The organism is Humiphilus diazotrophicus, from assembly GCF_059726315.1.
This window is the reverse complement of the sequence record NZ_AP040870.1, coordinates 2,614,404-2,638,719: the sequence shown is the minus strand read 5'-3', so window position 1 is coordinate 2,638,719 and position 24,316 is coordinate 2,614,404. Positions and strand designations below refer to the sequence as shown.

Annotated in this window: 9 protein-coding genes; 8 read left to right on the top strand and 1 reads right to left on the bottom strand. The window is 51.0% G+C overall.

Going from position 1 to position 24,316, the window contains the following annotated elements; translation table 11 throughout:
- Nucleotides 1–131 precede the first annotated feature (131 nt).
- Nucleotides 132–3,566: a carboxypeptidase-like regulatory domain-containing protein gene (locus AC6I7T_RS11640; protein ID WP_497793573.1), complete on the bottom strand. Its 3,435-nt coding sequence runs from the start codon at nucleotides 3,564–3,566 to the stop codon at nucleotides 132–134.
- 505 nt (nucleotides 3,567–4,071) lie between these two features.
- On the opposite strand from AC6I7T_RS11640, the gene AC6I7T_RS11635 reads away from it, so the two are divergent.
- From AC6I7T_RS11635 to AC6I7T_RS11600, 8 genes are all read left to right on the top strand, one after another.
- Nucleotides 4,072–6,306, top strand: a complete 2,235-nt coding sequence (locus AC6I7T_RS11635) for a hypothetical protein (protein WP_497793572.1) — start codon at nucleotides 4,072–4,074, stop codon at nucleotides 6,304–6,306.
- A 322-nt stretch (nucleotides 6,307–6,628) separates the two neighbouring features.
- A complete protein-coding gene (locus AC6I7T_RS11630) occupies nucleotides 6,629–8,008 on the top strand; it encodes a hypothetical protein (protein ID WP_497793570.1) in 1,380 nt (459 codons plus the stop codon).
- 590 nt (nucleotides 8,009–8,598) lie between these two features.
- The gene (locus tag AC6I7T_RS11625; RefSeq protein WP_497793569.1) at nucleotides 8,599–12,231 is read left to right on the top strand and encodes a carboxypeptidase-like regulatory domain-containing protein; all 3,633 of its coding nucleotides are present in this window, start codon (nucleotides 8,599–8,601) and stop codon (nucleotides 12,229–12,231) included.
- Nucleotides 12,232–12,887: 656 nt separating this feature from the next.
- Nucleotides 12,888–13,241, top strand: a complete 354-nt coding sequence (locus AC6I7T_RS11620) for a carboxypeptidase-like regulatory domain-containing protein (RefSeq protein ID WP_497793567.1) — start codon at nucleotides 12,888–12,890, stop codon at nucleotides 13,239–13,241.
- A gap of 499 nt (nucleotides 13,242–13,740) precedes the next feature.
- Nucleotides 13,741–17,013: an alpha-mannosidase gene (locus AC6I7T_RS11615; RefSeq protein WP_497793566.1), complete on the top strand. Its 3,273-nt coding sequence runs from the start codon at nucleotides 13,741–13,743 to the stop codon at nucleotides 17,011–17,013.
- A gap of 369 nt (nucleotides 17,014–17,382) precedes the next feature.
- Nucleotides 17,383–18,066 carry a class I SAM-dependent methyltransferase gene (locus AC6I7T_RS11610; RefSeq protein WP_497793565.1) on the top strand — a complete coding sequence of 228 codons (684 nt, stop codon included), beginning with the start codon at nucleotides 17,383–17,385 and terminating at the stop codon, nucleotides 18,064–18,066.
- A 708-nt stretch (nucleotides 18,067–18,774) separates the two neighbouring features.
- Nucleotides 18,775–19,218, top strand: coding sequence for an IS200/IS605 family transposase (gene tnpA, locus AC6I7T_RS11605; RefSeq protein ID WP_497793564.1), 444 nt, complete (start codon nucleotides 18,775–18,777; stop codon nucleotides 19,216–19,218).
- Nucleotides 19,219–20,469: 1,251 nt separating this feature from the next.
- Complete coding sequence (locus AC6I7T_RS11600) at nucleotides 20,470–23,199, top strand: ADOP family duplicated permease (protein WP_497793563.1); 2,730 nt, start codon at nucleotides 20,470–20,472, stop codon at nucleotides 23,197–23,199.
- Nucleotides 23,200–24,316: the final 1,117 nt, after the last annotated feature.

Sequence of the window (24,316 nt, the reverse complement as noted above, 5' to 3'; positions counted from 1 at the left end):
TTCAGGCATGACTTTTACTGTGACGATATGGTGTTTCTGTATTCGAAGCTTCAGTAGCCAAGTCGACAGACCATCGAGGGCCCGTCGACTTGGTGTTTAGCTCTATCGTTGATAACAACAGCGTTGTGGTCTTAGAAGCTCAGCTTGGCTCCGAACTGTACCTGCCGAGGACTGTTGGCCTGGCCGGAAATTGTGCCGAAGGCCGCATCTGTGACCGTGGTGTTAGGTGCGCTGAACTGCGTGCGATTGAAGACATTGAATGCCTCCATGCGCAATTGCAGTTTGTAGCGATCAAAAGCTGAGAACTCCTTGAAGAGGGATAAGTCTGTGTTATCCACTCCCGGCGCGCGCAGGCTATTGTAGAACGCTGGGCCATTGCCCAAGGTGAAGGGCGCCGGTTGGCTGAAATTGGCCGTATTGAAGTACTTGTTTAAACGTTTCTTGATTGATCCAGAGTACGCTGCATTTTGATAATTAGTATTGGCATAGAGTTGCTGAAAGTTCCAACTGGAGAGCGTATTGCTGGCACTGATCTTCAATGGAGTGCCACCTTGGAAGGTGGTGAGACCATTCACTACCCATCCACCAATCAACGCGTTCTGCCACAGAGAGGAGGTTGCGCCCCATTTGTGGTTGCGACCAAAGGGCAGTGCGTATACATAGCTGGCGACGAAGCGCTGGTGGATATCGTTCGAACTGATTGCATAATCGGCCTTGGGTTTGTAACTGTCCTGGTGGTTATTGCTGTTGTCAAAACTCTTGGCCCAGACATAGGAGGCGGAAATCATGGCTCCTCCAGCCATGCGCTTCTTGAGTGACAACTGCATTGAGTCATACTGCGCGTTGGTACCCATCAGATGGTAGATCATTACACTGGTGAACTGCGGAAATGGCAGCAATAGCTGTCCTGCGGTGGTGGTTGCCGCTGCCAGGGGACCTTGCATCGCTGAGTTTCCGTAGAAGGGATTGGCTACTTTAGCCTGGAGCGCCGTTCCCTTGCTAAGTTCGGCGGTCGGTAACTGATCCCAGTTTTCGCCCGACTCATAGCTGGAGATTAATTGGCGGCTGCGATTGCCCACATAGGCTAAGTCCGCTGTAATGCTGAAAGGTAACTGACGCTGGATGTCGAGATTCCACTGTAAAGAGTATGGCGTTGGGGATTGGCGGATCAAACCTGCAATTGAACCGCCTGCACCGGTCAGCACACCCGATTTCACAGGTGTGATCGCAGGAATCGCATCGGGAAAGGAGTTATCAATAGTGCGATATGGCGTGATGCCGTCAAGCGAACTGACCCAAGTGTTAGTCTGCGACCAGCCAGTGGGTGCGGCATCGCCTGAAGCCGCCTGATTTGAAGCGCCATAAACTACTGCTCCACCAGCGTGTACCACGGTATCCTGATCGACGCTCCACGACAGGCCTACGCGCGGAGCAAAGTTATTCCAGTCCTTGTTGTACTGTTGACGACCATGGCCATTCACGCCCACATAGACCAGACCACCCTTTAGACCTGAGAAGTTCGCTGAAAGCGGGGTTGCCACGTTCGGGTCAAAATAATTCATTCGGTTGAAGCGCTCTGTGCGCGGCGTATCGTAGTCGTAGCGTACGCCGAGATTGAGCGTCAGGTCCGGTCGAAGATGCCACTCGTCTTGCAGATACTCCGCAAAGTAATAGCTCTCCGTGGCCACGTCCTTGAAGTCCTGAATGAATTGTCCCGATCCCATGCCGATCAGCAGGGAAGCGAATCCATTTCCTGTCGCTGCGCTGGCAGCATTGGCGTCAGGACCCTGTGTCCAGTTTGCACCGAAGTTAAAGTTTCCTGAAGCCTGCGAGACCTCGTGGTCGTTGACACGAATCTGGCGTCCGTCGAAACCGAGTTTGAAGACATGCCTGCCGCGTTGCATAGTCAGAGCGCTCAACATCGAACTGCTCATGAATGCGTTGTGACGATATGCCCCCGAGCCAAACGAAAGATAGCCTGAGGTGGAGAACGACGGGAAATAGCTGAGGCCCGCATTTCCGGGCGCGGTGTTGAGGACGGAAGGGAGACCTAGCGAACTCGCCTGAAAGCCAAGGCTCTTATTCTTATAGTAATAGGCTGTGCGGGCGAAGCCCAGGCGTGCTTCAAACAGATCACGGCTATTAAGGGTGCGCGTGTATCCTGTTGTGGCTCCCTGCGAGTAGTCGCCGCTATCCACGTTCGTTGTAGCTGCTTCCAACCCTTTGGGCAGGAGCGAAGGATTCGTGGTCCACACGTAACGGCTGGAGTACCGTGCGAAAAAACTCGACTGGGCGTCGATCACATCGTCAATTCTGACATCCCACGCCCGTACCGGCGCATTTACGTTGCCCACTGCATAGTAGTTGTTGGCGTTGGTGTATGCATTGCTTGGTGTAACATTTGGTGCCGGGAAGTACTTCAACAGCTTTTGTCCGACTGCGCTCAATTGCGTTTGTTGAATTGTGTTTTTGTCGAAGGCTTTTCTTCGATAAGTCTTGGTGTTGGGATCATATTGTGTCGAGAAAGGGTCATAGATTGTTATTGGTTTCCCTGCCGAGGTATACGTAGTTGAAAAGTTGCCCGCCAACTGATCCGGTGTCGGTACCGTTGCTGTCAAGCTGGTCAAACGCTGCTCCGTCAGTTGCTCGGCATTCAGCAGGAAGAAGAGCTTGTTGCGGTAGATCGGTCCATCGAGTACACCCCCAAACTGATTACGTCGGAAGGCCGGCAGCTTTACGTGATTTCGATTATTGAAGTAGGTATTGGCTGCCATTAGGTTGTCGCGATGAAACTCAAAAGCGGTTCCATGAAGCTGGTTCGTGCCCGTCTTGAAGACGACATTGAGCACGCCATCGAGCGTCCTGCCATATTCTGCAGGGAAGTTGGATGCCATCATGCGAAACTCACCGATAGCGTCAACGGAAGGAAACACTCCCACGCCTTGATAACCCTGCACTGTAGGAAAGCCCGCCGGTGTACCGTCGACCAGGATGTCTCCATACATTGTCGGGCCGCCATTCATTGAATAGTAAACACCGTTGTAGTCATTGCTGATGGAGCCAGAAAAGCCTGGTACCAGCACCAGCAGAGAATACGGATTGCGCGCATTGAGTGGAAGATTTTCAATCTGCTGGCTGTTGACTTCAGAACTCACGGTGGAGGAAACAGCTTCCAATCCAGTGACGTCCGCCTTTACCAACACTTCCTGCTTTACGTTACCGACCGGCAACACGACACGGACCGTGGGATGCTGATTGACTTCCAGCACTATTCCCGTTTGCTTGTAGTCTGGAAAGCCCGGTGCCGTTACCGTCAGTTCGTATGAACTCGGCGTCAGGTTGAGGATGTTATACATGCCATTTGCATCCATGATTGCCTTCGAGTGCAGGTTCGTGGCTGTATTGGTGACTGCGACAGTGGCTTTATCTACAATGGCTCCGGACGAATCTTGAACAATGACAGAGATGTTGGAACTTGTGCTCTGCGCCAGCAACCAAGGCGCAGGGGCAACAAGGGCCAACATGATTATGAATAGTAAATGAATGAATCGATTTCTTCTGTCCATCTTTTCCTCTGAGGCTAAGTGGGAACCGCACAATGTGCCGACACCTCTGCCCATGCTTCGGCATCGAAAACACGTCCCAAGAACTGTTCAGTAGTTGTGACCGCCTGCGTCGCGACGTGATGGGCTTTGGGTCCCTCTTGTACGCAGACGACTTTCGCTGTGGAGCCTCATGCCGCCAGCTTCATTCGGCTGTGAGGTTCCTATGCGTACCGTACGAAGCCTGAGTTGCGGTCTCCAAGTTGCAAAGGGGAGGCTACATGAGGAAATACGATGTATCAGCCGAGTGATACATCTACACAAACATATGATTCCCCGTGAGTTAAATGGTAGGAGGAAGGTGAAGCTTTCTTTTGTTACATTGCGATGAATTTACTGCAAATTCATCTTGGGCCGCGATGATCTTCGGCCGAGTATTAATAGTAGTTCAACAAGGCATGGCTATATTGATTCCAGAGAGCCCCATTATTTTGTAACAACGGCTGCTGCGCGGCGGAAAGATGCTCATTTGTTGACGGAAGATCGTACCTGGACAACTTCATCATCTTTCGATGAGACAATTCAGGCGGCCTTCCTGAATTATGAGCAGCGCGAAGCGATCAGGAATGCACTTCGGCAAATTTCGGAGAGCGTAGAGTTTGCGCGGGCAGAGCGTGCCAAGGAGCTGTTGCAGGAACTGGTACAGTTCTCTCTACTGAATCCCAGCGTAGAGCTAACCGAAAGAGCAATTGCCCGGGATATTTATCGCTACGATAGCGACTGGGACCCCAAAGTGGACCCCAGCATACGCATTACTGCGGGCCGTTTGCGCCATAGACTGGAGCGCTATTATGCCGGTACAGCGCGTACCTCAAGCGTCAAGATAGAACTGCCTAAAGGCAGCTACACTCCGCGTTTTGTCTTTGCTGGTTCAGAAGAAAATTCATCTCTGCCGCAACCCAATCTTCGCCAGGAGATAAGACAACGTTGGCAAGAGCGGTTGCACGGACAAGGTAGACTGCTTGCCATACTTTCTCTTTTATTGGCACTTCTATTCTTAATACTTGTCTACATATTTTCCCGCACCCCCCGGCTTTCACTTGAGCAGCGAACTTATGTAACCTCGATGCTCACCGGAGCTGCCGGCCGTGAATCGGGCCCATCCATTTCGCCTGACGGGCGCGAAATTGCTTTTACCTGGAACAATAACGGGGACAATTTCGACATCTATCTTTTGCGTGCCGATGGGAGCGGACTGCAGCGTTTTACCGACTCCACCGATGCGGAATTCTCTCCAGCATGGTCGCCCGACGGACAGACCATCGCCTTTATACGCGTAAGAGAGTCTGTAGCGATGATTGTTCTTAAATCGGTCCGCGGCGGAGTAGAAAAAATCGTTTGCACTTTTCCCGCCTTAGGTGGCAAATGGACAGGCTCTCTGGCTCCAGTATTCGATGACCTGGGCCCTTCGTGGTCCCCCGATGGGAGCCACATTGTTTACTCTGACTTGACTCGTCACTCGTTGATTGAACTCGACGTGCACACAGGAGTAGCTCGTCCTTTGACCTCACAAACTAACCTGACTTCTTATGTGCGCGATTTTTATCCCCGCTATTCGCCTGATGGCAAATACATTGCCTATGCTCATTACACAACTAACAGCAGCGGCGACCTTTACCTTGTCAGCACATACGACGGACAAGTCAAGCGCTTGACCTTTGACAAGGCTGCGATTCGCGGCGAGTCTTGGTTGTCCGATAGCCGACATCTAGTTTTCGCCGCAAGACGTGATGGCCCATCTCGCCTTTGGATCATCGACATTGAAAAGCCGGATTCCCTTCACCTTCTTCCCTCTGACAGTGCCGATTCTTCCGAACCGGTACTCGAATCGGGAGCCAACTGGATGGCCTATGTCGATTCGCTGGAGAGTTGGAATCTGCAGCGTTATGAGATTACGGAGAAAGGCTTGCAACCGGAATCATGGTTGCTCTCGACGAATGGGAAAAATCATAATCCCGTTTATTCGCCGGATGGAACGCATGTGGCTTTCGTCTCCGATCACTCCGGACGATGGGAGATCTGGATGGCCAATGCAGATGGTTCCGGTGCTACGCAGTTGACAAATTTTGAGGGACATTGGAAGGGGGGAATTTCGTGGTCGCCGAATGGCAGATCGCTGGTTTTCGATGCTCGCGTTAATGGGCATTCGAATCTTTATCTGTTGGAGATTGCTACACGCAGGTTAAGTCACCTTATCGATTCGAGCTACGAAGAGCGCGTTCCTGCCTGGTCTCACGATGGCCGTACCATTTACTTCAGCTCCACGCGTAGCGGAGTAGTGACACTCTACCGATACAACCTTAATAATGGTGCGATCGATCCGATTCTCTCGAACATTTTTTCCGCGCAGGAAGCCTCGGAGCGCGGTGTGTTTTATGCCCTCAGCGCGGACGGCGTGCTAGGCGTGCATTCCAGTACTGGCGAATCAGTGATCTCGTTACCACAGCCGGTTCACCCCTATCCTTTCCAGAATTGGACCTCTACTCCTACCGGTCTCTACTATACGACGCGGCCGGCACCCGGGCAGCCGTATAAGATTCTTCGCTACCTCGATCACAAGCTCACCGTGGTGGGGCAAGTCTCTTTGCCACTGGTCGAAGGCTCGCCCAGCATCACCGTTTCGCCCGACGGGCACCACTTGATCGTTGCAGTAACCACACTCTCCACCAGCAACATCAAAATCCGGCGGATGAATTCCAACTGATGCCGTAGTTTGTGTCATGCTGCGATCAGAAACTGATACTTTTCGGTTTGGCACCGCCGATGTATTCGTCCAGAGCCCGATTGAGCAACTTCCTCTTTCTGTTTCGGCACACGGCATGAGGAACCACATCCTGAATATCTTTGCACTGCTTCCGGTGCACTCTCCTAGATACCGTCTTGACAATATTATGCTGAGATCTTTGCGCGTATTTTCAAGAAGATCACCCGATTCCGATTTCGAGCGTTGGAATTAGGAAGCGCCGGTTGATGGGCATGCGCTAGAATTTATGCAGCACAGCTAAAAATAAGGATGGGCGTCGGAAATGGCGCAAGACCAGCAAAAGCTTCATGCGGTTACAATTGCGCACTTTGCGGAAACGCCCGAAGTTCGAAAACAGCTAGAAGAGCATCTCCAGCAGATTGTCGAAGGCTCAGCATTTCGGGGTAGCCAGCGAAGTGAGCAGTTCTTACGCTATGTCGTGGAACATGCGCTGGCCAAACGTTACGAACTGCTGAAAGAACGGATGATCGGTGTTGAGCTGTTCGGTCGTCAGCCAACCTACGATACAGGCGAAGATGCGATCGTTCGGGTTACGGCGAGCGACGTGCGGCGCCGGTTGTTGCAGCACTATGGCAAGTACGGGAGCCAGTCGCCTTTTCATATTTGCCTGCCCTCGGGCTCGTATGTCCCGGAGATTGAGTTCAGCAAGTTCCCGGAGACCCCAAGGGCGGAAGAGCCAGTTCCTTCGCCTGCGAATTGTGCGCCAACTGAGGATGCGGACGTTGTGGCCGAGCCGGCCGCCAGAACACCCTTGTCACGCTACGGGCTGATGATCTTGATTCTGCTCAACGTGCTCCTGCTTTTTCTGACAGGTGGCATTCTGCTAAAAAACCTTCTGGGTCATGTTGAGTCTCGTGCAGCATCCGTGTTGCCATGGGCAGCAATGTTTCATTCGGGCCATCGGACAATTCTGGTTCCAAGCGATCCTAATCTGGCTGAAATACAGATGCTTGAGGGAACGAAAGTTTCCATCGCTGAATATGCCAAGCACAATTATTTTTTGCACAATGATTTACCTTTTGATCAACTCTCTCCCAATGAGAAGTTTGAACACCGCTTTCTGCGGGGTGACAAAACTTCGGCCGTCGATTTACCTATAGCCGTCAATATCGCTCGGTTTGCCGAGTTTTACGATCATGAGATTGAGGTCAGGGGACCTCGTTCGTTGCAGTTCTCCGATCTAAAATCTGACGATAATTTCATCTTTTTGGGAAGTCCGCAATCGAATCCGTGGACGTTACTTTTTGCCGATCAGCTCGACTTTCGTTTTGCATACGACGAGCAGCTCCACACTGAGTACATCCAAAATACACATCCGCGCGAGCATGAGCTTGCTCGTTACGATGCATCGGTGAACAATTCCTATGCTGTTCTCGCTTTTGTGCAGAACCCCGATCAGAAGGGTCATGTATTGTTGCTCGGAGGATTGACGGGTGAGGCGACCGAATCAGCAGGACGCATGGCGACAGATATGCCGTGGCTCACAGAGGCCTTGCGTGGTTGTGGTCTGCAGAGTTCCAACCCCGCCCATTTTGAACTTCTGCTTCATCTGAACTGGGTTCCTGGTTATCCCAATCACATCCAGGTGGTTGCCTGCCACGTTTTGACCTCTTCATCGGATCATTTGCCGATGTCTAAGTAGATTCCAATGCTCATATGGGCAACGGTGTAGCAAACGGCACCCCTTCGTTACTACTAATAGGTTACCGATTCCCGCCCATTTCTCTTTTTGTTTACCCCTCATTCACATATGTATCAGTCAAAGTTCCATGATCCCAGGGTAGCTACTGTAAGCGTAAGACGTTTCGGCTAAAGTTATTATTTTCAATGACGTAGGAAAACGTTAAGTGCGCAGTCAAACCTTGAATTATCTCCCCGCCCTCCTCTAGTGTTGGGTCCAAGTTTCGGTCGTATAGATAGATGCTCACAAAAGCACAAAGGAGTCGGCCGCAAGCCTGAGTCAGGAAACTCTCTACAGGTAGCGGACCGAGAAGCCAGGGTGCGAATACTGTGTCCATCTTTGAATCGGCGTTCGTGTGAAGTTCATTTCTGCTGACCGTCATGTCAGGTCGCGCAGCAGAACAGTATTCATGAGCACGGGCCGGGATCTGTGTGTCCGAAACTTATGGTAACGATATCTATTTGTTCCGATGCACCCCATAGCTGTGCGGGAGCAAGAGCGCGGGAGTGCTAACGAAAACCTCTACAAGCATGTAATTTTGGAGGCTTCAAATGAGACATTACGGCAAGGGCCCGTTATATAGGGCCTGGGGCAAAATTGCCTCACTAGTCGTTTTGATGCTCGCAATTGGGTCTTATCTTAATGCCCAAGAATTCCGTGGAACCATCACCGGCCATGTGACCGATTCCACAGGCGCTGTCATTCCGAAGGCGGCAGTCACCGCTGTAGGTCCTCAGCAAACCTATAACGTAACCACCAATCAGACCGGCGACTTCATTATTCCTTTCGTTCAGCCCGCTACCTATACGGTTTCCGTTGAACAGAAGGGCTTCAAGAAACAGACTCGTGACCAAGTCGTCATCGATATTAACTCACGCGTCAATTTAGACATGGTCATGCAGGTGGGAGCCTCTAGTGAAGAGGTTGTCGTACAGGTGAGCGCCGGGATCATGCTCGACACCGAATCCGCATCTGGCGGAACGGTTATGGATCCTCAAAAGATCCAGAGCCTGCCTAACAGCGGACGTATGGTGTACAACCTACTAGGTCTCTCTCCGGGAACACAGTTCACTCAGACGCAATTTGGTGCTCAGGGCTTTTCCGGTACGCGCGAGTGGGATGAGAACAATGCGTATTCCTTTAACGGAGTCAGCGGTAACCAAAATCTCTTCTCTCTGAATGGTGCTCCGGTTTCTACTCCGAATGGAGGTGGAAACGGGACCTGGAACATTTCGCCCAGCATTGACGCTATCGAAGAGTTCAAGGTAATGACGAACACTTACGATGCACAGTACGGGCGTTATGCCGGTGGTACTGTGAATACGGTGCTCAAAAGCGGTACTCGTCAATACCACGGCAGCGCATCGGACAACTGGCGCAACTCCATCTTCGATGCGAATACCTATGATCGCAATCAGACTCATCAGAAGAGACTCTTCCATAACGAGCATCAATTCGATATCACATTAGGCGGACCGGCCATGCCACATCGGGACCGTCTGTTCTTCTTCTTTAGTTATGAAGGATATCGACAGGTGCAGCCAGCCGGGATGATTGTCAATGTGCCGACGGCTGACATGCAGCCGGGATCGGGCCCGAATGGTGGCGTCGACTTTACCAATTATCTGCTTTACAAGAAAATCATTGGACCACAAAGTACAGGCCAAAAAACAATCGGACTCTTTAGTCCGAACAAGCCGGTTACCTGCGTCGATGGTACCGCGGCCAAATGTAACAAGTGGGAACGCCAGCCTTATGCAAGCAATGTGATTCCCGCAAGCGAAATTACACCGATAGCCAGCAAAATTCTGGCTCTCTTCCCGAAGCCAAACCTGCCCGGCTATGAAAACAACTATAGCTTTGACGGTCGCAGTACACACAATTACGATCAGCCGATTGTTCGTGTCGACTATAACTTCAGCAACGACACCAAAATGAATGCCACCGTCGCATGGTGGTCTGGACTTGAATATCGCAACGGCAGTGGATATCCCGGAGCGGCTGCGAACGGCAACATTAACTGGTACCGTTCCGATGTCGCCCCTGTAGTGGACATCACCCATACCTTCAGCCCAAACCTCTTTGGAGATTTACGCATTGCCTTTAACCGTTCTTATAATAAAGAGCCTGCTGGAACAGTCGGCGCGGGCATTGATAAGCTATCGGCTAACGATCTTGGACTGAACATGCCTGCGGTTCCTACGACAACTCGTAATTGGGCTCCACAGATCAATATCGATGGATATAACCAACTCATCGGTAACACAAATGATCCATCAATGATGGAGCAGTATGACTTTAGCCCCTCCCTCACTCATGTAATCGGACACCACAACTTGCATTATGGTTTTGAGTTTGAGCTCTTCCATATTGCCAATACCGGCATTGGTCAACCAAACGGGAAGTTTAAATTCAGTACGAGCTACACCTGGGAGAATCCAAACCACTCGAATTCGACCGGTTCCTCGATTGCCGACCTGCTGTTGGGGTATCCCGACTCTGGCAGTGCAGAAATCAAATACGACACCTACAAAGCATATAAGTACTACGCATCTTATATACAGGACGACTGGAAGGTTACATCCAAGCTGTCTCTGAACCTTGGTTTGCGTTGGGATACTGAAACTTCACCTGTCGAGCGGCATAATCGACTTATGGCCGGAGTTTGCCTCACCTGTGTAAATTCCCTCACTAACCAAATCTCGTTCCCTGGCGTTTTGCCAAATGGTGCGAGTATGGTCAGTCAGATTCTCGGTGTAGCTCAGTTCTCTAGTAGCAAACTGACACCCTACGAGAATACCTGGGGGTCATTACAGCCGAAGCTTGGCTTTGCGTATGCCCTTAATTCTAAGACAGTTCTTCGCGGCGGATGGGGTCTCCAATCCGGAGAGGGTATTGAACTCGGAGGCAATTCAGCCTGGGACCAATCAACCAGCTATCACACAGATCTAAATAGCGACACATGGGATCCTACCCAGGACTTCAAAAGCGGCACTCCTTTCCCGAATGGCCTCACTCCGGTGAAGGGTACCTCTCAGGGGGACCTTACTCTTGTCGGTAGTTCCTTAAGTATCGATCAACGTAACCGTAAGCTTATTCATACCCAGCAGTTTTCCTTTGGCGTTCAGAGATCGCTGCCGGGTGGCATTGTCGGCGATCTTGAGTATGTTGGCACGTATGCTAGCAATCTCCGCACCGAACGTGAAAACAATGGCCTCAAGGATGCCGATATTGCTCAGGCACTTCAAAACTCCAACTATCTAGACCAGCAGGTAGCTAATCCCTTTTATGGTGTCTTACCTAAGACGCTTAGCCTCGCTAAAAATCCCCGGATTGCAGTCAAGTACCTAATGGTTCCGTATCCGCAATTCAATGGAAAGTTCTACGTCTATACGCACGCAGACGGTTATAGCGACTACAACTCGATGATCGCCAAAGCTGAAAAGCGTATGACCAACAGCGGTATGCTAAGCCGTGGTCTGAGCTTCCTGACTTCATTTACCTGGGCAAAGTTGATGTCCGCTACCGGATATCTGAACAATGGAAACATGTGGAAGGTTGATAGCCATCCGTCCTATCACTTGGATAGCGGCGGTAATGCTCCTCAATGGCAGTTGTCATTCAGCGGCTTATATGGAATCCCAGTCGGCAAGGGCGGTCTGGTATTGACGGATGCTCACGGTCTGCTTGGGCAAATCGTCAATGATTGGCAGCTGGATTGGATCTTCCAGAATCGGTCGGGTTCACCAATCAGCATTCCTAATGATCGTCCCTATACTTGCGGAAACTATGATGTTGCTTCAAAGCATAAGTCCTGGTCTAGTTTCGTGAACAATTCCGACAATACCTGCTGGAAGGATACTCCGGAGTATTTCGTTAAGACCTACGACGGTACGACTACGCAGGTCAGAAAACCATGGGCACAACAAACGCAACTTGGATTGGAGAAAAAGTTTGCATTGAAAGATCAGCTAAACCTGATGTTCAAGGCTGAGATGTTTAATGCCACGAATACCGTCCAGTTTGGCGGTCCGGATATGGGGAATCCTCAAAATCCAATTACCCGTGTAACCAGTGTTTCGGATCCCAAACAGCCTGGAGCTTGGAAGGGATATGGAACGATTGGTTCTACTCAACAGAACTTCCCACGTATGATGCAGTTTACGTTGAAGGTTCAGTTCTAGAGCAAATCAGCGTTACTGTATCCTGCTCGAATACGATGAGGTGCAGGTTTTCTTAATGGAAGACCTGCACAAGGATTTGTGGTTCTGGATTCATCTACGCTGGTTTTGTTCTAGTTTCAATACTGCTTGTCCTGCGAGTGCTCGCCAAACGAGTACTCGCAGTTTTTTGTCCCCTTTGGGGCTTACAGAGGGATAGAACGAGCAGGCTCCTCTGACTCATTTGTCAGCGGTAAAAAATCACCCATAAATTCCGAAGACAATCCGCAAGTAATCTCTACATTGAAACGCGAGGCTGAAAAAGGATTAATTGTGTTGTTCCTTGAAGTGCTCCAACCGAATCCAGTTGGACGCGTGGCAAAGGAAGTGTTCTGGCTCGTAGGAAACTCCTGTGCCAGCTTCTCGTGAAGCGACTACTTCGGGCGAAGCGCCACTCCCAATATCTTGATACCGAAATTCCGTTGGCATGGGTACGGGGTAGCTACTGTAAAGATTAGACTGCATTGCTAAATACTTATTTTTCAATAACGTAGGGAAAGGTTAAGAGTCCCCGAAACCTTGAATTGTCTCTTCGCCATCCGTTAATGTCGGATACAAGTTTCACCAAAGCTCATTGGTGTTTAGCCGCTAGCCAGAACCAGGTAGGTGTGAGGACAGTGATGAATAAGCAAGATGAACTACACGATAGCTTATGTGTCGTGTGGTTTCAGAGCAGAAAGGTTCAGGAATCACTGCGAATGGAAAAGTACAGTAGTGGATTTTTCTGGACGATCTTGCTTATGTTTGCAGTTCTTGTACCAACAAGCTTTGCACGCGAGACTCATTCGGTCCCTGGTGGCAGAGTTTTTGATGCGCAGAGGAATGTAATCCGAAGGATAGAGGTTACCGTAACATCTGACGACTCGGGAGTTGGGTATCAAGCGAAAACCGACGATACCGGAACATCGAGTGCCACCTGTGAGCGATTCAGCTGGAAGACGAAATCTATTTTTAATTTTAATCCGGAGTACTGACAGTTCCTGGGGGGCAACTCCCAGGAACTCTTTTTTTCGGTTATGTAGCAAAGTGCTTATATTTGAAAACCGCAGAGCTGCGGGCACCCGGCCTTCTATAAAGCAATCACCACAAAGCTCATTCCGATGTGACGAGCATGACGCGACAGAATGCTCGGGACAACGAGCTGGGCAATTTGTATTAGCGCTTGCTTTCCTTCGTCGTTGCTCTGTGGAAGCGCAATATGGGGCTCTGTCTGATCCTGTCAGCGGTGCTAAATTCACCATCGTTTCCGAAAGCAATCTCTACATTGAGAATTTCATGATCAGCGGACGTTCACTCCATCGTCCTGGATCAGCCTTGTAATAACTCGCGGTCGTAGGTTGTCTGCGACTGCCCATACCGAGCGGACCCAATAACGCCTGAGGATCGTCGCCGCAAGATCGCTTAGGCGAATGGTTGGCAATTAAGAAACAACATCCTGTCCGGAAAGTGCGGAACAGACGAGGAGAAAAAAGAGTGCACAAGCGTTATTTATGGTTGATATGCGCCCTGGCGATTTTGTTGTCGATCCATCTTTCGGCACGGGCGGCGCAGAGCCCTGTAGAGCAGGTTGCTTCCCGGATCGAGTCTATGGGTCATTTGCAGGATGGTACTTGGAAGTACCATGCCGGCGATATTGCGCACGGTGAAAGCGTCGATCTGAACGACGCGGCGTGGCAGGTTGCCGTCAAGGACAAGACTTCGGCGAAGGATGCCGTCTGGTTTCGGCAGTGGATTGAGGTGCCGAAAAGCCTGAATGGTTACGATCTGACCGGCACGCGCATCTGGTTTCGTTTTCTAACCAACGAGAACGCTCCGCAGATTGTTTACTTTAATGGCCGCCGTGTGGCTCTCGGAGAAGACCTCGAACCAATCGTGCTCTTCGAACAGGCAAAGCCAGGTGACAAGGTGCTGATTGCTGTGAAATTGCTGGCCACAGAGCATGACAAGCACTTCCGGGGCAGCAGGATGAAGATCGATTTTGCCGATGGGCGGCCCAACCCAGAGGATCTGCGTCAGCAGTTGCTCTCAGGCGAGCGTCTTCTGCCGGACATTGCCGGCAGCGATTCGAAAGAGCGGAAGGCAGTTGAGGCAGCGGCTGCTGAAATCGATCTCAAAGCGCTCGACGCTGGTGATCAAAAGCGCTTCGATGATTCGCTGCGCGCTGCGGAAAAAACACTTGCGATTTGCACGCCCGCTTTGCATGCAATGCACTTTTCACTTACGGGAAATTCGCACATCGATGCTGCCTGGTTATGGCCGTGGACGGAGACTGTCGATGTGGTGCGACGTACGTTTTCAACGGCGTTGCAATTGATGAATGAGTATCCGGATTACACCTACACTCAGTCCTCAGCGGTTTTCAACGACTGGATCGCGCAGAAGTATCCCGATCTCGACCGGCAAATCCAGAAACGCATCCACGAGGGACGCTGGGAGATCGTCGGTGGCATGTGGGTTGAGCCTGATCTGAATTTGCCCGACGGTGAATCGACAGCTCGCTCGCTGCTGATAGGCAAACGCTGGTACAAGCAACATTATGGCGTCGATGTGAAGATCGGCTGGAATCCGGATTCGTTTGGTTATGGCTGGCAGTTGCCGCAAATTTACAAGAAATCCGGGATCGATTATTTTGTTACGCAGAAGATGATGTGGAACGAGACGAATCAGCTTCCACTGAATCTTTTCTGGTGGCAGTCGCCCGATGGCAGTAAGGTTCTCACCTATTTTTCGCATGGCTATTCAAGCCGGGATCTCGCTCCGGCTCGGCTTTCCGAAGACCTGGAGAAGTCGCGTAGCGTCCTGCCGAAGATGGATGCGATGATGGATTTGTACGGCGTGGGTGATCACGGTGGCGGGCCGACGCGCGCTATGCTCGACGAAGGTGTGCACTGGATTGGTCGCGATACTGCTGTGCCGGAGATGAAATTTGCAACGGCCAGTTCCTTCTTCTCGTCTGTTGAAAAGAATCTTGATGCGTCCTCCCCCGCATGGAGTTATTCGAGCCTTGCTAAGGGATTCCAGCCACCGGTTGCGGCCAAATCCGGTGCACTAGCGATTCCGACCTGGAATGACGAACTCTACCTGGAATATCATCGCGGCATCTTTACTACGCAGGCTTTGCTCAAGCGTAATCTGCGCCAAGCGCCGGTCTGGACGTTGAATGCGGAAAAATTTGCTTCGCTTGCATGGTTGAATGGAGATGCCTATCCACAAGAGGCTCTCACTGAAGATTGGAAGACGGTTACCTTTAACGACTTTCACGACTTGGCGGCAGGCTCAGGCGTAGCTTCCATTTACAAGGATTCCGCTAGCGAGTTTGAGCAGGTGCACCGCAGCACTGACCAAATCAGCGCGCACGCGCTGGAGACGTTGGCCGCCTCCGCCGATACACGCATGCCCGCGGCAGTTGGGAGCAAAACCAATAGCGGTTCGGTTCCAGTTCTGCTCTTCAATTTGTTGGCCTGGAAGCGGTCAGATCTGGCTCGCGTCGAAGTGCAGATGACCGCTGCAACGGAGTCGGTTTCTATTGTCGATTTTGCTGGACGCACGGTGCCGTCGACGATACTCGGGCGTGATGCCAAGACGAATCGTTTCACCCTGTTGATTGCAGCCAAAGACGTGCCGTCACTCGGCTATCAGGTGCTGCATGCGGTTCCTGGGAAGCGGGATTTTCCAAGCGATCTGAAGATCTCTGGCTTGACGCTGGAAAATGACGCTCTTCGTGTCGTCATCGATCCGTCTACAGGCTGTATCACCAGCCTCTATCAAAAGAAGGAAAAATTCGAGACGCTGGCCGCAGGTAGTTGCGGCAATGAACTCCAGGCTTTCGAAGACAAGCCGAAGGAATACGATGCCTGGAATATCGATCCGGGTACGCTCGATCAAAAGCCACAGTCACTAACGCAAGCCGAATCAGTTAGGCTGGTCGAGTCGAATCCGCTACGTGCCGTCGTCGAAGTTCGCCGCAAGTGGCAGCATTCCTCCTTTGTGCAGCGGATAGTACTTTATGCAAATGCGGATCAGGTCGATGTTGAAAACGATATCGACTGGGCTGAAACGCATGTGTTGCTAAAGGCGGCCTTTGCTCTCTCGGCCACCAGCACACAGGCGACCTACGAGATTCCTTACGGAACCATCGAACGGCCGACGACGCGCAACACTACCTGGGAGAAGACGCGCTTCGAAGTACCTGCTTTGCGTTGGGCCGATCTGGGGGATACGCATCACGGCTTCAGTCTTATCAACGATTCTAAGTACGGATACGACAGCGTGGGCAACCTCCTGCGTTTGACGCTTCTGCGTTCACCCACTTATCCCGATCCTCAAGCCGATCAAGGGCATCATCACTTCACTTATTCTCTATATCCTCACACCGGAGACTGGCGCCAGGCGCACACTATTGAACACGGTTACGAATACAACGTGGGATTGGTTGCCAGACAGATGCCGGTGCATACAGGTCCCATGGGAGCTGAACACTCATTCGTTTCTGTCGAGGGAACTGATGTGGTGCTAACCGCGATGAAGAAAGCCGAGGACAGCAACGCGCTCATATTCCATCTCTACGAGTGGGCGGGGAAGAGTGGTTCGATCCAATTGCATGTACCGTCTGGTGCAACAGCAGCGACGGAAACCAACCTGCTCGAAGAGCCTGTAGGATCGGCACTGGCTGTACAGAACGACAGCGTAACGGTTCCGGTCCATTCCTTTGAGATTCTCGCCGTTCGCGTCGATTATCGAAAATAGCCGGTGTCATGGTATGCGCGTGGCCATTCCCCCTGAGAATCGGGGACTCCATTTTATCCGCCGTTGACAAAATGGGGTGGGAAGAATGGCCATGCCTTACGACTCTTTGATGGACCATGTTGAAAGTTGAACCGCAGCTGAGCAAACTCCTTAGCCGGGTGTCAGCCCTGGGCGTTCCACAAAGTGGAAATTTTGAATTTTGAGAGCATTGCGAGACCCGCCCTGGTTTGTGAGGCCGAGGCGTTTTGAGGAGGTCTGCCTGTTTGGCCTCCTCGCCTCAAAAAACTATCCGTGCATTCATCGTGCACTAAAGGGTGGTGTTTGCCGCTCACTCGTGACGGCGAACGGAGAGGATCGTATGCTGGGATAGTGAACAGTCCTCAAGATCCATTCTCGAATGCCCAGGCAGTGGCTCGATATGCCGAAGATCCGCCACGAAAGGTACCGGGCTTTGCCGATCTACAGCGCATGGCAACTCTTCTTCTGGAGGAACATGCTCCCGAGGACGCCCGGATACTGGTCCTAGGTGCCGGAGGAGGCCTGGAACTGAGGGTCTTCGCAATGGCTCATCCGGGGTGGAGATTTGATGGTGTTGATCCTTCCAGTGAGATGCTCAAGCTCGCGGAGCAGACCTTAGGCCCGCTTTCTGCACGGGTGAATCTGCAGCAGGGCTACATCTATGAAGCCTCGGAAGGTCCGTTCGATGGAAGCACCTGCCTCTTGACGCTTCACTTTCTATCAACTGACGAACGCCGCCAGACGCTAGCCCAGGTACATCGCCGTCTGAAGCGCAATGCACCATTTGTTGTTGCGCACATGAGCTTTCCTCAAGGGGAAGGCGAACGTGCGCAGTGGCTATCTCGATACGCAGCCTTTGCTGTGTCTTCCGGCCTGGAACCAGATAAGGCGAAAGGCGCTGCGTTGGCTATTGATAAGCATCTGAACATTCTCACTCCTGAGCAGGATGAAGCCATGCTGCGTGAAGCCGGATTCTCCGGTGTCGCGATGTTTTATGCAGGTCTTGCTTTCCGGGGCTGGGTCGCTTACGCGTAAGCGAGGAGTTTCGGATCTCACAACAAAACACGAGCCATCACAAAGGGGAGATACGGAATAATGAGTGCAATGCGTGATAACCCCAGATGATTTGCCTCGTTTTCATGAATCATTCAGATACGCTCAAGCAAGCTCTGGCATTAGAGGGATGGTAAGGGCATAGATGATCCCGCTATCTTCCATGAGCCTTTCCGTATGAGATATTTTTCAAACTATCTTCACAGCCGCGCCTTTGGCGCTCGATTGTTTCATTGCAACGAGACCCAGCCCTGCGGGCTGGGCTGACGTCTGGAGTACGGCCCTCCGGGCCTATTCTGCTTAGCGTTTCTCCCTATGTGCCTGTGCAAGATATCCAGAATTCAAACGTTGTGGAGAGGATTATTGGGGATGGCTACAAACGCGGAATATCTCTGAACTTCAAACATGAGCCAGTCCGTTAGCTATGGAGGATGATTTTGCGTTTGACTCCTTTCTGCTGTATCGAAATCGGTCAATGGTCTCGTTGATGCTGAGGCTATTTAGACGAATACACTTCTTCTGAAAACGCGGCGAGAGGCAGCTCTCCTTTTGGGAAGGAATTGCAGATAGGCCTGTAGGGCCGATTTCCAAACGTCAGCCCAGCCTGTCAGGGCTGGGAATTGATGCGAGGAAGATAGCCGAGCGCCGGAGGCGCGGCACTGCAATCTGTTATCCTACGCGCAAAAGCTCATGGGCCATTCCTATTGCAATAATTATGTTCACGTCGTGTACAGCACGAAGAATAGAGAGAGTCAGATTCCTCCTGAGTTTGAAAAGCGTCTCTATTCCTTTCTCGCTGCTGTTGGGCGACAAAAGAAGATCCCGCTCCTGGCGGCCGGAGGAATGTCAGATCATAGCCATCTCCTCGTTCTTTTGCCGCCAACTATATCCCTGGCCTCGATGGTTAACACCTTCAAGACGAACTCATCACGGTTCATGCACGAGCAGGGATTTCAATTTCAATGGCAGCCTGGATATGGGGCATTCAGTGTGAGTTTTTCTCAACTCGATAAGGTTATCGCCTATATTCGCAATCAGCGGGAGCACCACAAAAAGATGTCCTTCGAAGAGGAGTTTCTTACGCTCCTCGAAAAATCTGGTGTGACCTATGATCCGCAATATGTATTTGGATGATTTGCATATCGGGTGCCGCGCCTCCGGCGCTCGGATATCTCTTTGCTCGCAACCCAGTCCTGGCGGACTGGGCTGACGTTTAGTATTCGGCCCTCTGGGCCTATTCCAGCCTAATAAATAGTTTGCGAGACCGTTTCGGTGATCTTGTTCTGATTGAGATTCAGATTGAACGCCATAATTCTCAGAACTCCAGAGCCCAAAATTCCGCGTGACCTATGATCCGCAATATGTATTGGGATGATTTGCATATCGGGTGCCGCGCCTCTGGCGCTCGGATATCTCTTTGCTCGCAACCCAGTCCTGGCGGACTGGGCTGACGTTTAGTGTTCGGCCCTCTGGGCCTGTCTCAGCTTCATAAACAGTCTGAGAGGCTGTTTCAGCGATTTGGTGGACGGTCCTATAGGCCTATCTCAGTTTTTCTCCTCAATTCCTTTTCTCCCTACTCCCTTCCAACACCTTATCTGCTCTCTATTGACAGAAATATTCGAAATTCACTGGAATTTTGGGGCGTGTGCTGTATCGAAACATGAGTGAATCGTCTTGTCACGAGAAAGCCCCGATTGCGCTGAGTTGTCGATTTTTGTGTTTAGAGCAAAACCATCGTTACTATGTCCTCTCCAAATTCCGCGATGTGCAGGTTTTCTCGACGGAAAGCCTGCGTAGGGAGTTGTGGCTCGGGATACACCTACGCTGGTTTTGCTCTAGCTGGCAAGATCATCCGTCAGGGCTGAAATCGTCACGGCTATTTACACGCGAATGGAGGGCGATCTCACCAGCACCACTCCTCACCACACCACACCACTCCTCCCCAACACCAGCACCTATACCTCCTCCAACACCAGCACCTATACCTCCTCCAACACCTCTCCTCTCCTTCCGAAATTTTCCGAAAATTTCGGAAATTTTTGGAAATGCATCGCATAGAAACATAGGTGGATCAAAACGACTGCTTTGCACCGTCTCGGTGCATGTCTGCTGAAAAGAATGGAGAAATGCAGTGCTCGTCCGTGTACGTTTGGAAGTAGTGCGCATGGCCTTGGTTTACACACTCTACTCCCAGTAGCCTTGGCTTGTGAGCTGGTACGAGAGGACCTTTCGGAGCTTCCTCAGTGGAGGCCGGAGAAGAACGACGCTTATCCTTGACAAGCCTATACTTCTAGGTCTAATCCTAATACCAAGATGTAGAGGGGTAGGATGGAGAGCCTAGGGCGACCACCCCGCCAGATTCTTGATACGGTGTGAGGTGATCCAATGGCGCTCTTTCGTCGCGTAGCAAATCTCTTTTCGCGCAGACGAATGGAAACAGAGATCGATGCAGAACTTCAATCGCATATCGAAATGCGTATCGAAGATAACATCGCTGCTGGAATGTCTCGCGACGAGGCCCGACGTGATGCCTTACTGCGCTTCGGAAATCTGACTGCGACAAAGGAACATGTGAGTGCTGCCGATACTACCTTAGTTCTGGAAAGTATCTGGTCCGATCTTCGTTATGCCCGCCGGCAACTATGCCGAGCGCCAGGGTTTGCTTTTACTGTTGTTGTTACGCTGGCTTTGGGAATCGGAGCCAATCTCGCCGTCTTTCAGCTTTTGTATGGGGTGATGTTTGCTCACCTGCCAATAAGACAGCCTGAGCAGCTTTACTCCCTGCACTCAGTACAGTCTCCGTTCGATAAAGAATGGTTCTATTCCTATTCAGCATATCAACGGTTACGTCAGGCAAACGGGCCCTCTATTCCTGTAATTGCCCGCTCCGGTTTTGGTCAGGGGGTTCTTCAAAGCAATGATGGTTCTTCTGATCGAGTAAAGTTTCAGCTCGTCTCCGGAAACTTCTTCAGTGTGCTGGATGTTTCGCCTGCCGCGGGGCGTCTCTTCACTGAAAGCGATGATCGATTCTCGCAGAGCGAATGGCCCGTTGTGCTTCATTCCGAATATGCTCGGAAGCGCTTCGTCGTGGAATCCTCAGCTTTGGGACAGCATGTTGTTATCAACAAAATCCCGGTGGTTATAGTTGGGATTGCGCCCAAAGGCTTCGGTGGGGTGATTCGTGGTTTTGCCCCCGATATCTGGCTTCCTATTGAGGTGCAGTCGACAGGGAAATTCGATACATGGTTCGATTCCCTAGGTCCTGGCTATGGAATCAATCTGGACCGTTCTTGGCACAATCAGCCCGGTATCTTCTGGTTGTGGCTTCTGGCTCGCGTACCCAATACACAAAGACCGATAGCATCGGCACGATGGACTGCGGCTCTACAACCGGACCTCGAGCTTATTTCTGCTGCGACGAAGGACGAACATCAAAGCAGACTAGTTCGACAATCGAAGGTTCATCTGGTCTCGGCAGCAGGGGGTGAAGGCACCTTTTTCCATGAATATTCTTCTCCGCTGATTCTTCTAATGGTTCTGGCTGGTGTGATCTTCGGAATCGGTTGCATCAATCTCGCCAATCTCGAACTTGCCCGGCTTTGGAGCAGACGGCTGGAGCTATCTATCCGCATTTCGTTAGGTGCCGGCAGGTGGAGGGTACTGCGTCAGATCCTGATAGAAGATCTACTACTTGCGCTAGTAGGCGGAATATTTGCTCTGATAACCGGACGTATGGTCAGTGAACTCCTTATCCGTTGGGCGTCGGGAAGAGGTTGGCAGATGGCTTTCGACCTGCATCAAGGGACGCATATCTTTTTGTTGGGTGCTGTTCTTTTGGCAGGCTCTTTGCTCTTCTTCAGCTTGTTGCCTGCGTGGTGGATTACGCGGAGTAACTTTGCTGCAGCCAGCGGTGCGAAGCGAGTCGAGAGCCTATCAGGCCACAAATACTCCAGCCTTTTGCTCTCCGGACAAGTCAGCTTATCTCTGCTGCTGATTGGCATGGCCTATCTCTTTGGTCAGACGCTGCAGAACATTGGAGCCATCGATGCAGGTATGGATCGCGAACATATCGTAGCGGTCCATCTGGATATGAAAAGCACCGGATTTGCAGAGGATCGTAAAGACTTACCTGTTCTTTATCAGAGGCTGGTGGACCGCCTGCAAGCAATACCGGAGATTCGCTCTGCTGCTGTGCAGATGTGTTCCATTCCCGGTTGTGGCTGGAATACAGCGATCTATCCATTTGGCCAACCGGAGATGACCTCTGCGCAAGCCCATGGTGAAGAGGACCACGTTGGCAAGGGCTATTTCCAAACCTTGGGAATTCCATTGCTGCAGGGAAGAGATTTTGCCAACACCGATCGACAGGGAACACAGGAAGTGGCAATTGTGAACCACTCCTACGCGCAAAAACTCTTTGGAGACAAAAGCCCAATCGGCCACTGGATTGGATACAGACCCGCGCCCGACGACCACAAATTTCTCATTGTGGGTGAGGTTGCGGATACACGGGTCGATGGTTTGCGCTCCGACGCGCCTCCTGTGGTCTATTTCCTGGTAGATCAAAGACCGTCGTCAGTCCAGACCCTTGATGTAAGAACAAGCGGAAGTCCTGAAAAGCTTATTCCTGAAATTCGTCAGGCTCTACACTCAGTGGAATCAAACCTTCCGATTACCGAGATCGTCACGCTCAATACGGATTTCGAAGACGGACTGACGACAGAGAGGTTATTGGCGCGATTGACTACAGTATTCGGCGGGCTAACGCTTACCTTGGCAGCACTGGGGTTCTATGGCCTGCTTTCTTTCCGCATGAGATGCCGCACCGCAGAGATCGGAATCCGTATGGCCATGGGTGCGAAGCGATCCAATATCGTTTCGTTGGTTCTGAAGCAAACGACCATGATTCTGTTGGCCGGAATTGTACCGGGAGTGGTTCTGACAGAGGTCATGAGCCATGCAGCTAAAAAAGTTCTGTACGGACCGGGAAGTACCAGTTTTGACGCAATGTTGTTTGCGATATTGGCTCTGGTGCTGGTTGGTCTGTTAGCGACTCTGCTGCCTGCCCACCGGGCCGCTTCTGTAAATGCGATACAGGCCCTTCGGCGGGAATAGCTCCTTTGCTTCTGGAATGACTATAGGCAGTATCAGTATTTGCCAGCGGTAGGCAAAAAGAATTCTTGATTAAGATGCGTGTTCCATCCCTGTGGATGGATATGGAATTTCTGTTTTCTCCACCAGAATCGTTTTGTTGGCACAGAGTTCATTTCGGGATACTTCCATCACTATTACCACGGTCGCTAGCGCATTTTCCACAAAGCACCTGCCCAGAGACACATCTCACTAATAGGTTGTGATTGTCACTCGCAGAGTTACAGTGCATTAGCTGGACTGCCGCCTGCCTATAGAAGACAATCGCAAAAAATTAATGTCGATGGTGGTTTTAGTCCGGTTTTGCCGCCTTTGAGAACGGAGTTTATTTTCAACAAAATGACATAGCAGAGGTGCATGAAATTAAGTACTTGTCGGAGTGGGAACACCGCATATTCGTCACCAATTATGGTTCGAAGTGATAGACGTCTCTTTTTATGAGGGAACACTCCAGCTTCGATGACAGATGTGCTTGTTTCTATATAGCTTTTGGGTTCTCTATCTATTTGTTAGCTGAATTCTTGACAAACTTCCGGTTCCTTCGTAAAGTTGAGGCCTAATTTGTAGTCTGATAAAAGTTGTTTTGCATTTTCCCCTGAGCTGCACTAAAAGAACCGGATATGTGATGACTAGTAAGAAAAGTCATCGGTAGTATTTTGCTGCACTTGGTATCGGTTGTAGTGCTGACAGCCTTGTAAGGAAATTGGCCCGAAAGCGTCATCATAGCCATCCCATCGTGCATAAGGAATAACTATCTATGTTTATGGATGGAATAGCCTTATCGCAAACGCCCGCAGTCTCTCGATGTTTCGATCTAGCTAGTCCTGGGTTTACATCGCAGAATACGCGTAGGGCGCCATCGTTATGTACGGTGTGTGCGTTTCTCAATTTCGAGGCATTTGGATTGCTGACTTTGCGCAATTCGGTCTATTGTTTCATCTCCAGAGTACGAATTAAGTAATAGAAATAATTACAAATATCGAAACTAAGAGCCGCGTTGTGTTCGCTAAGAGCGGCTGTCGAGTTAACTGGAATTGCCTGGATTACTCGATGTGTGCGCGGCGAAGGAGCCGCTAGACCT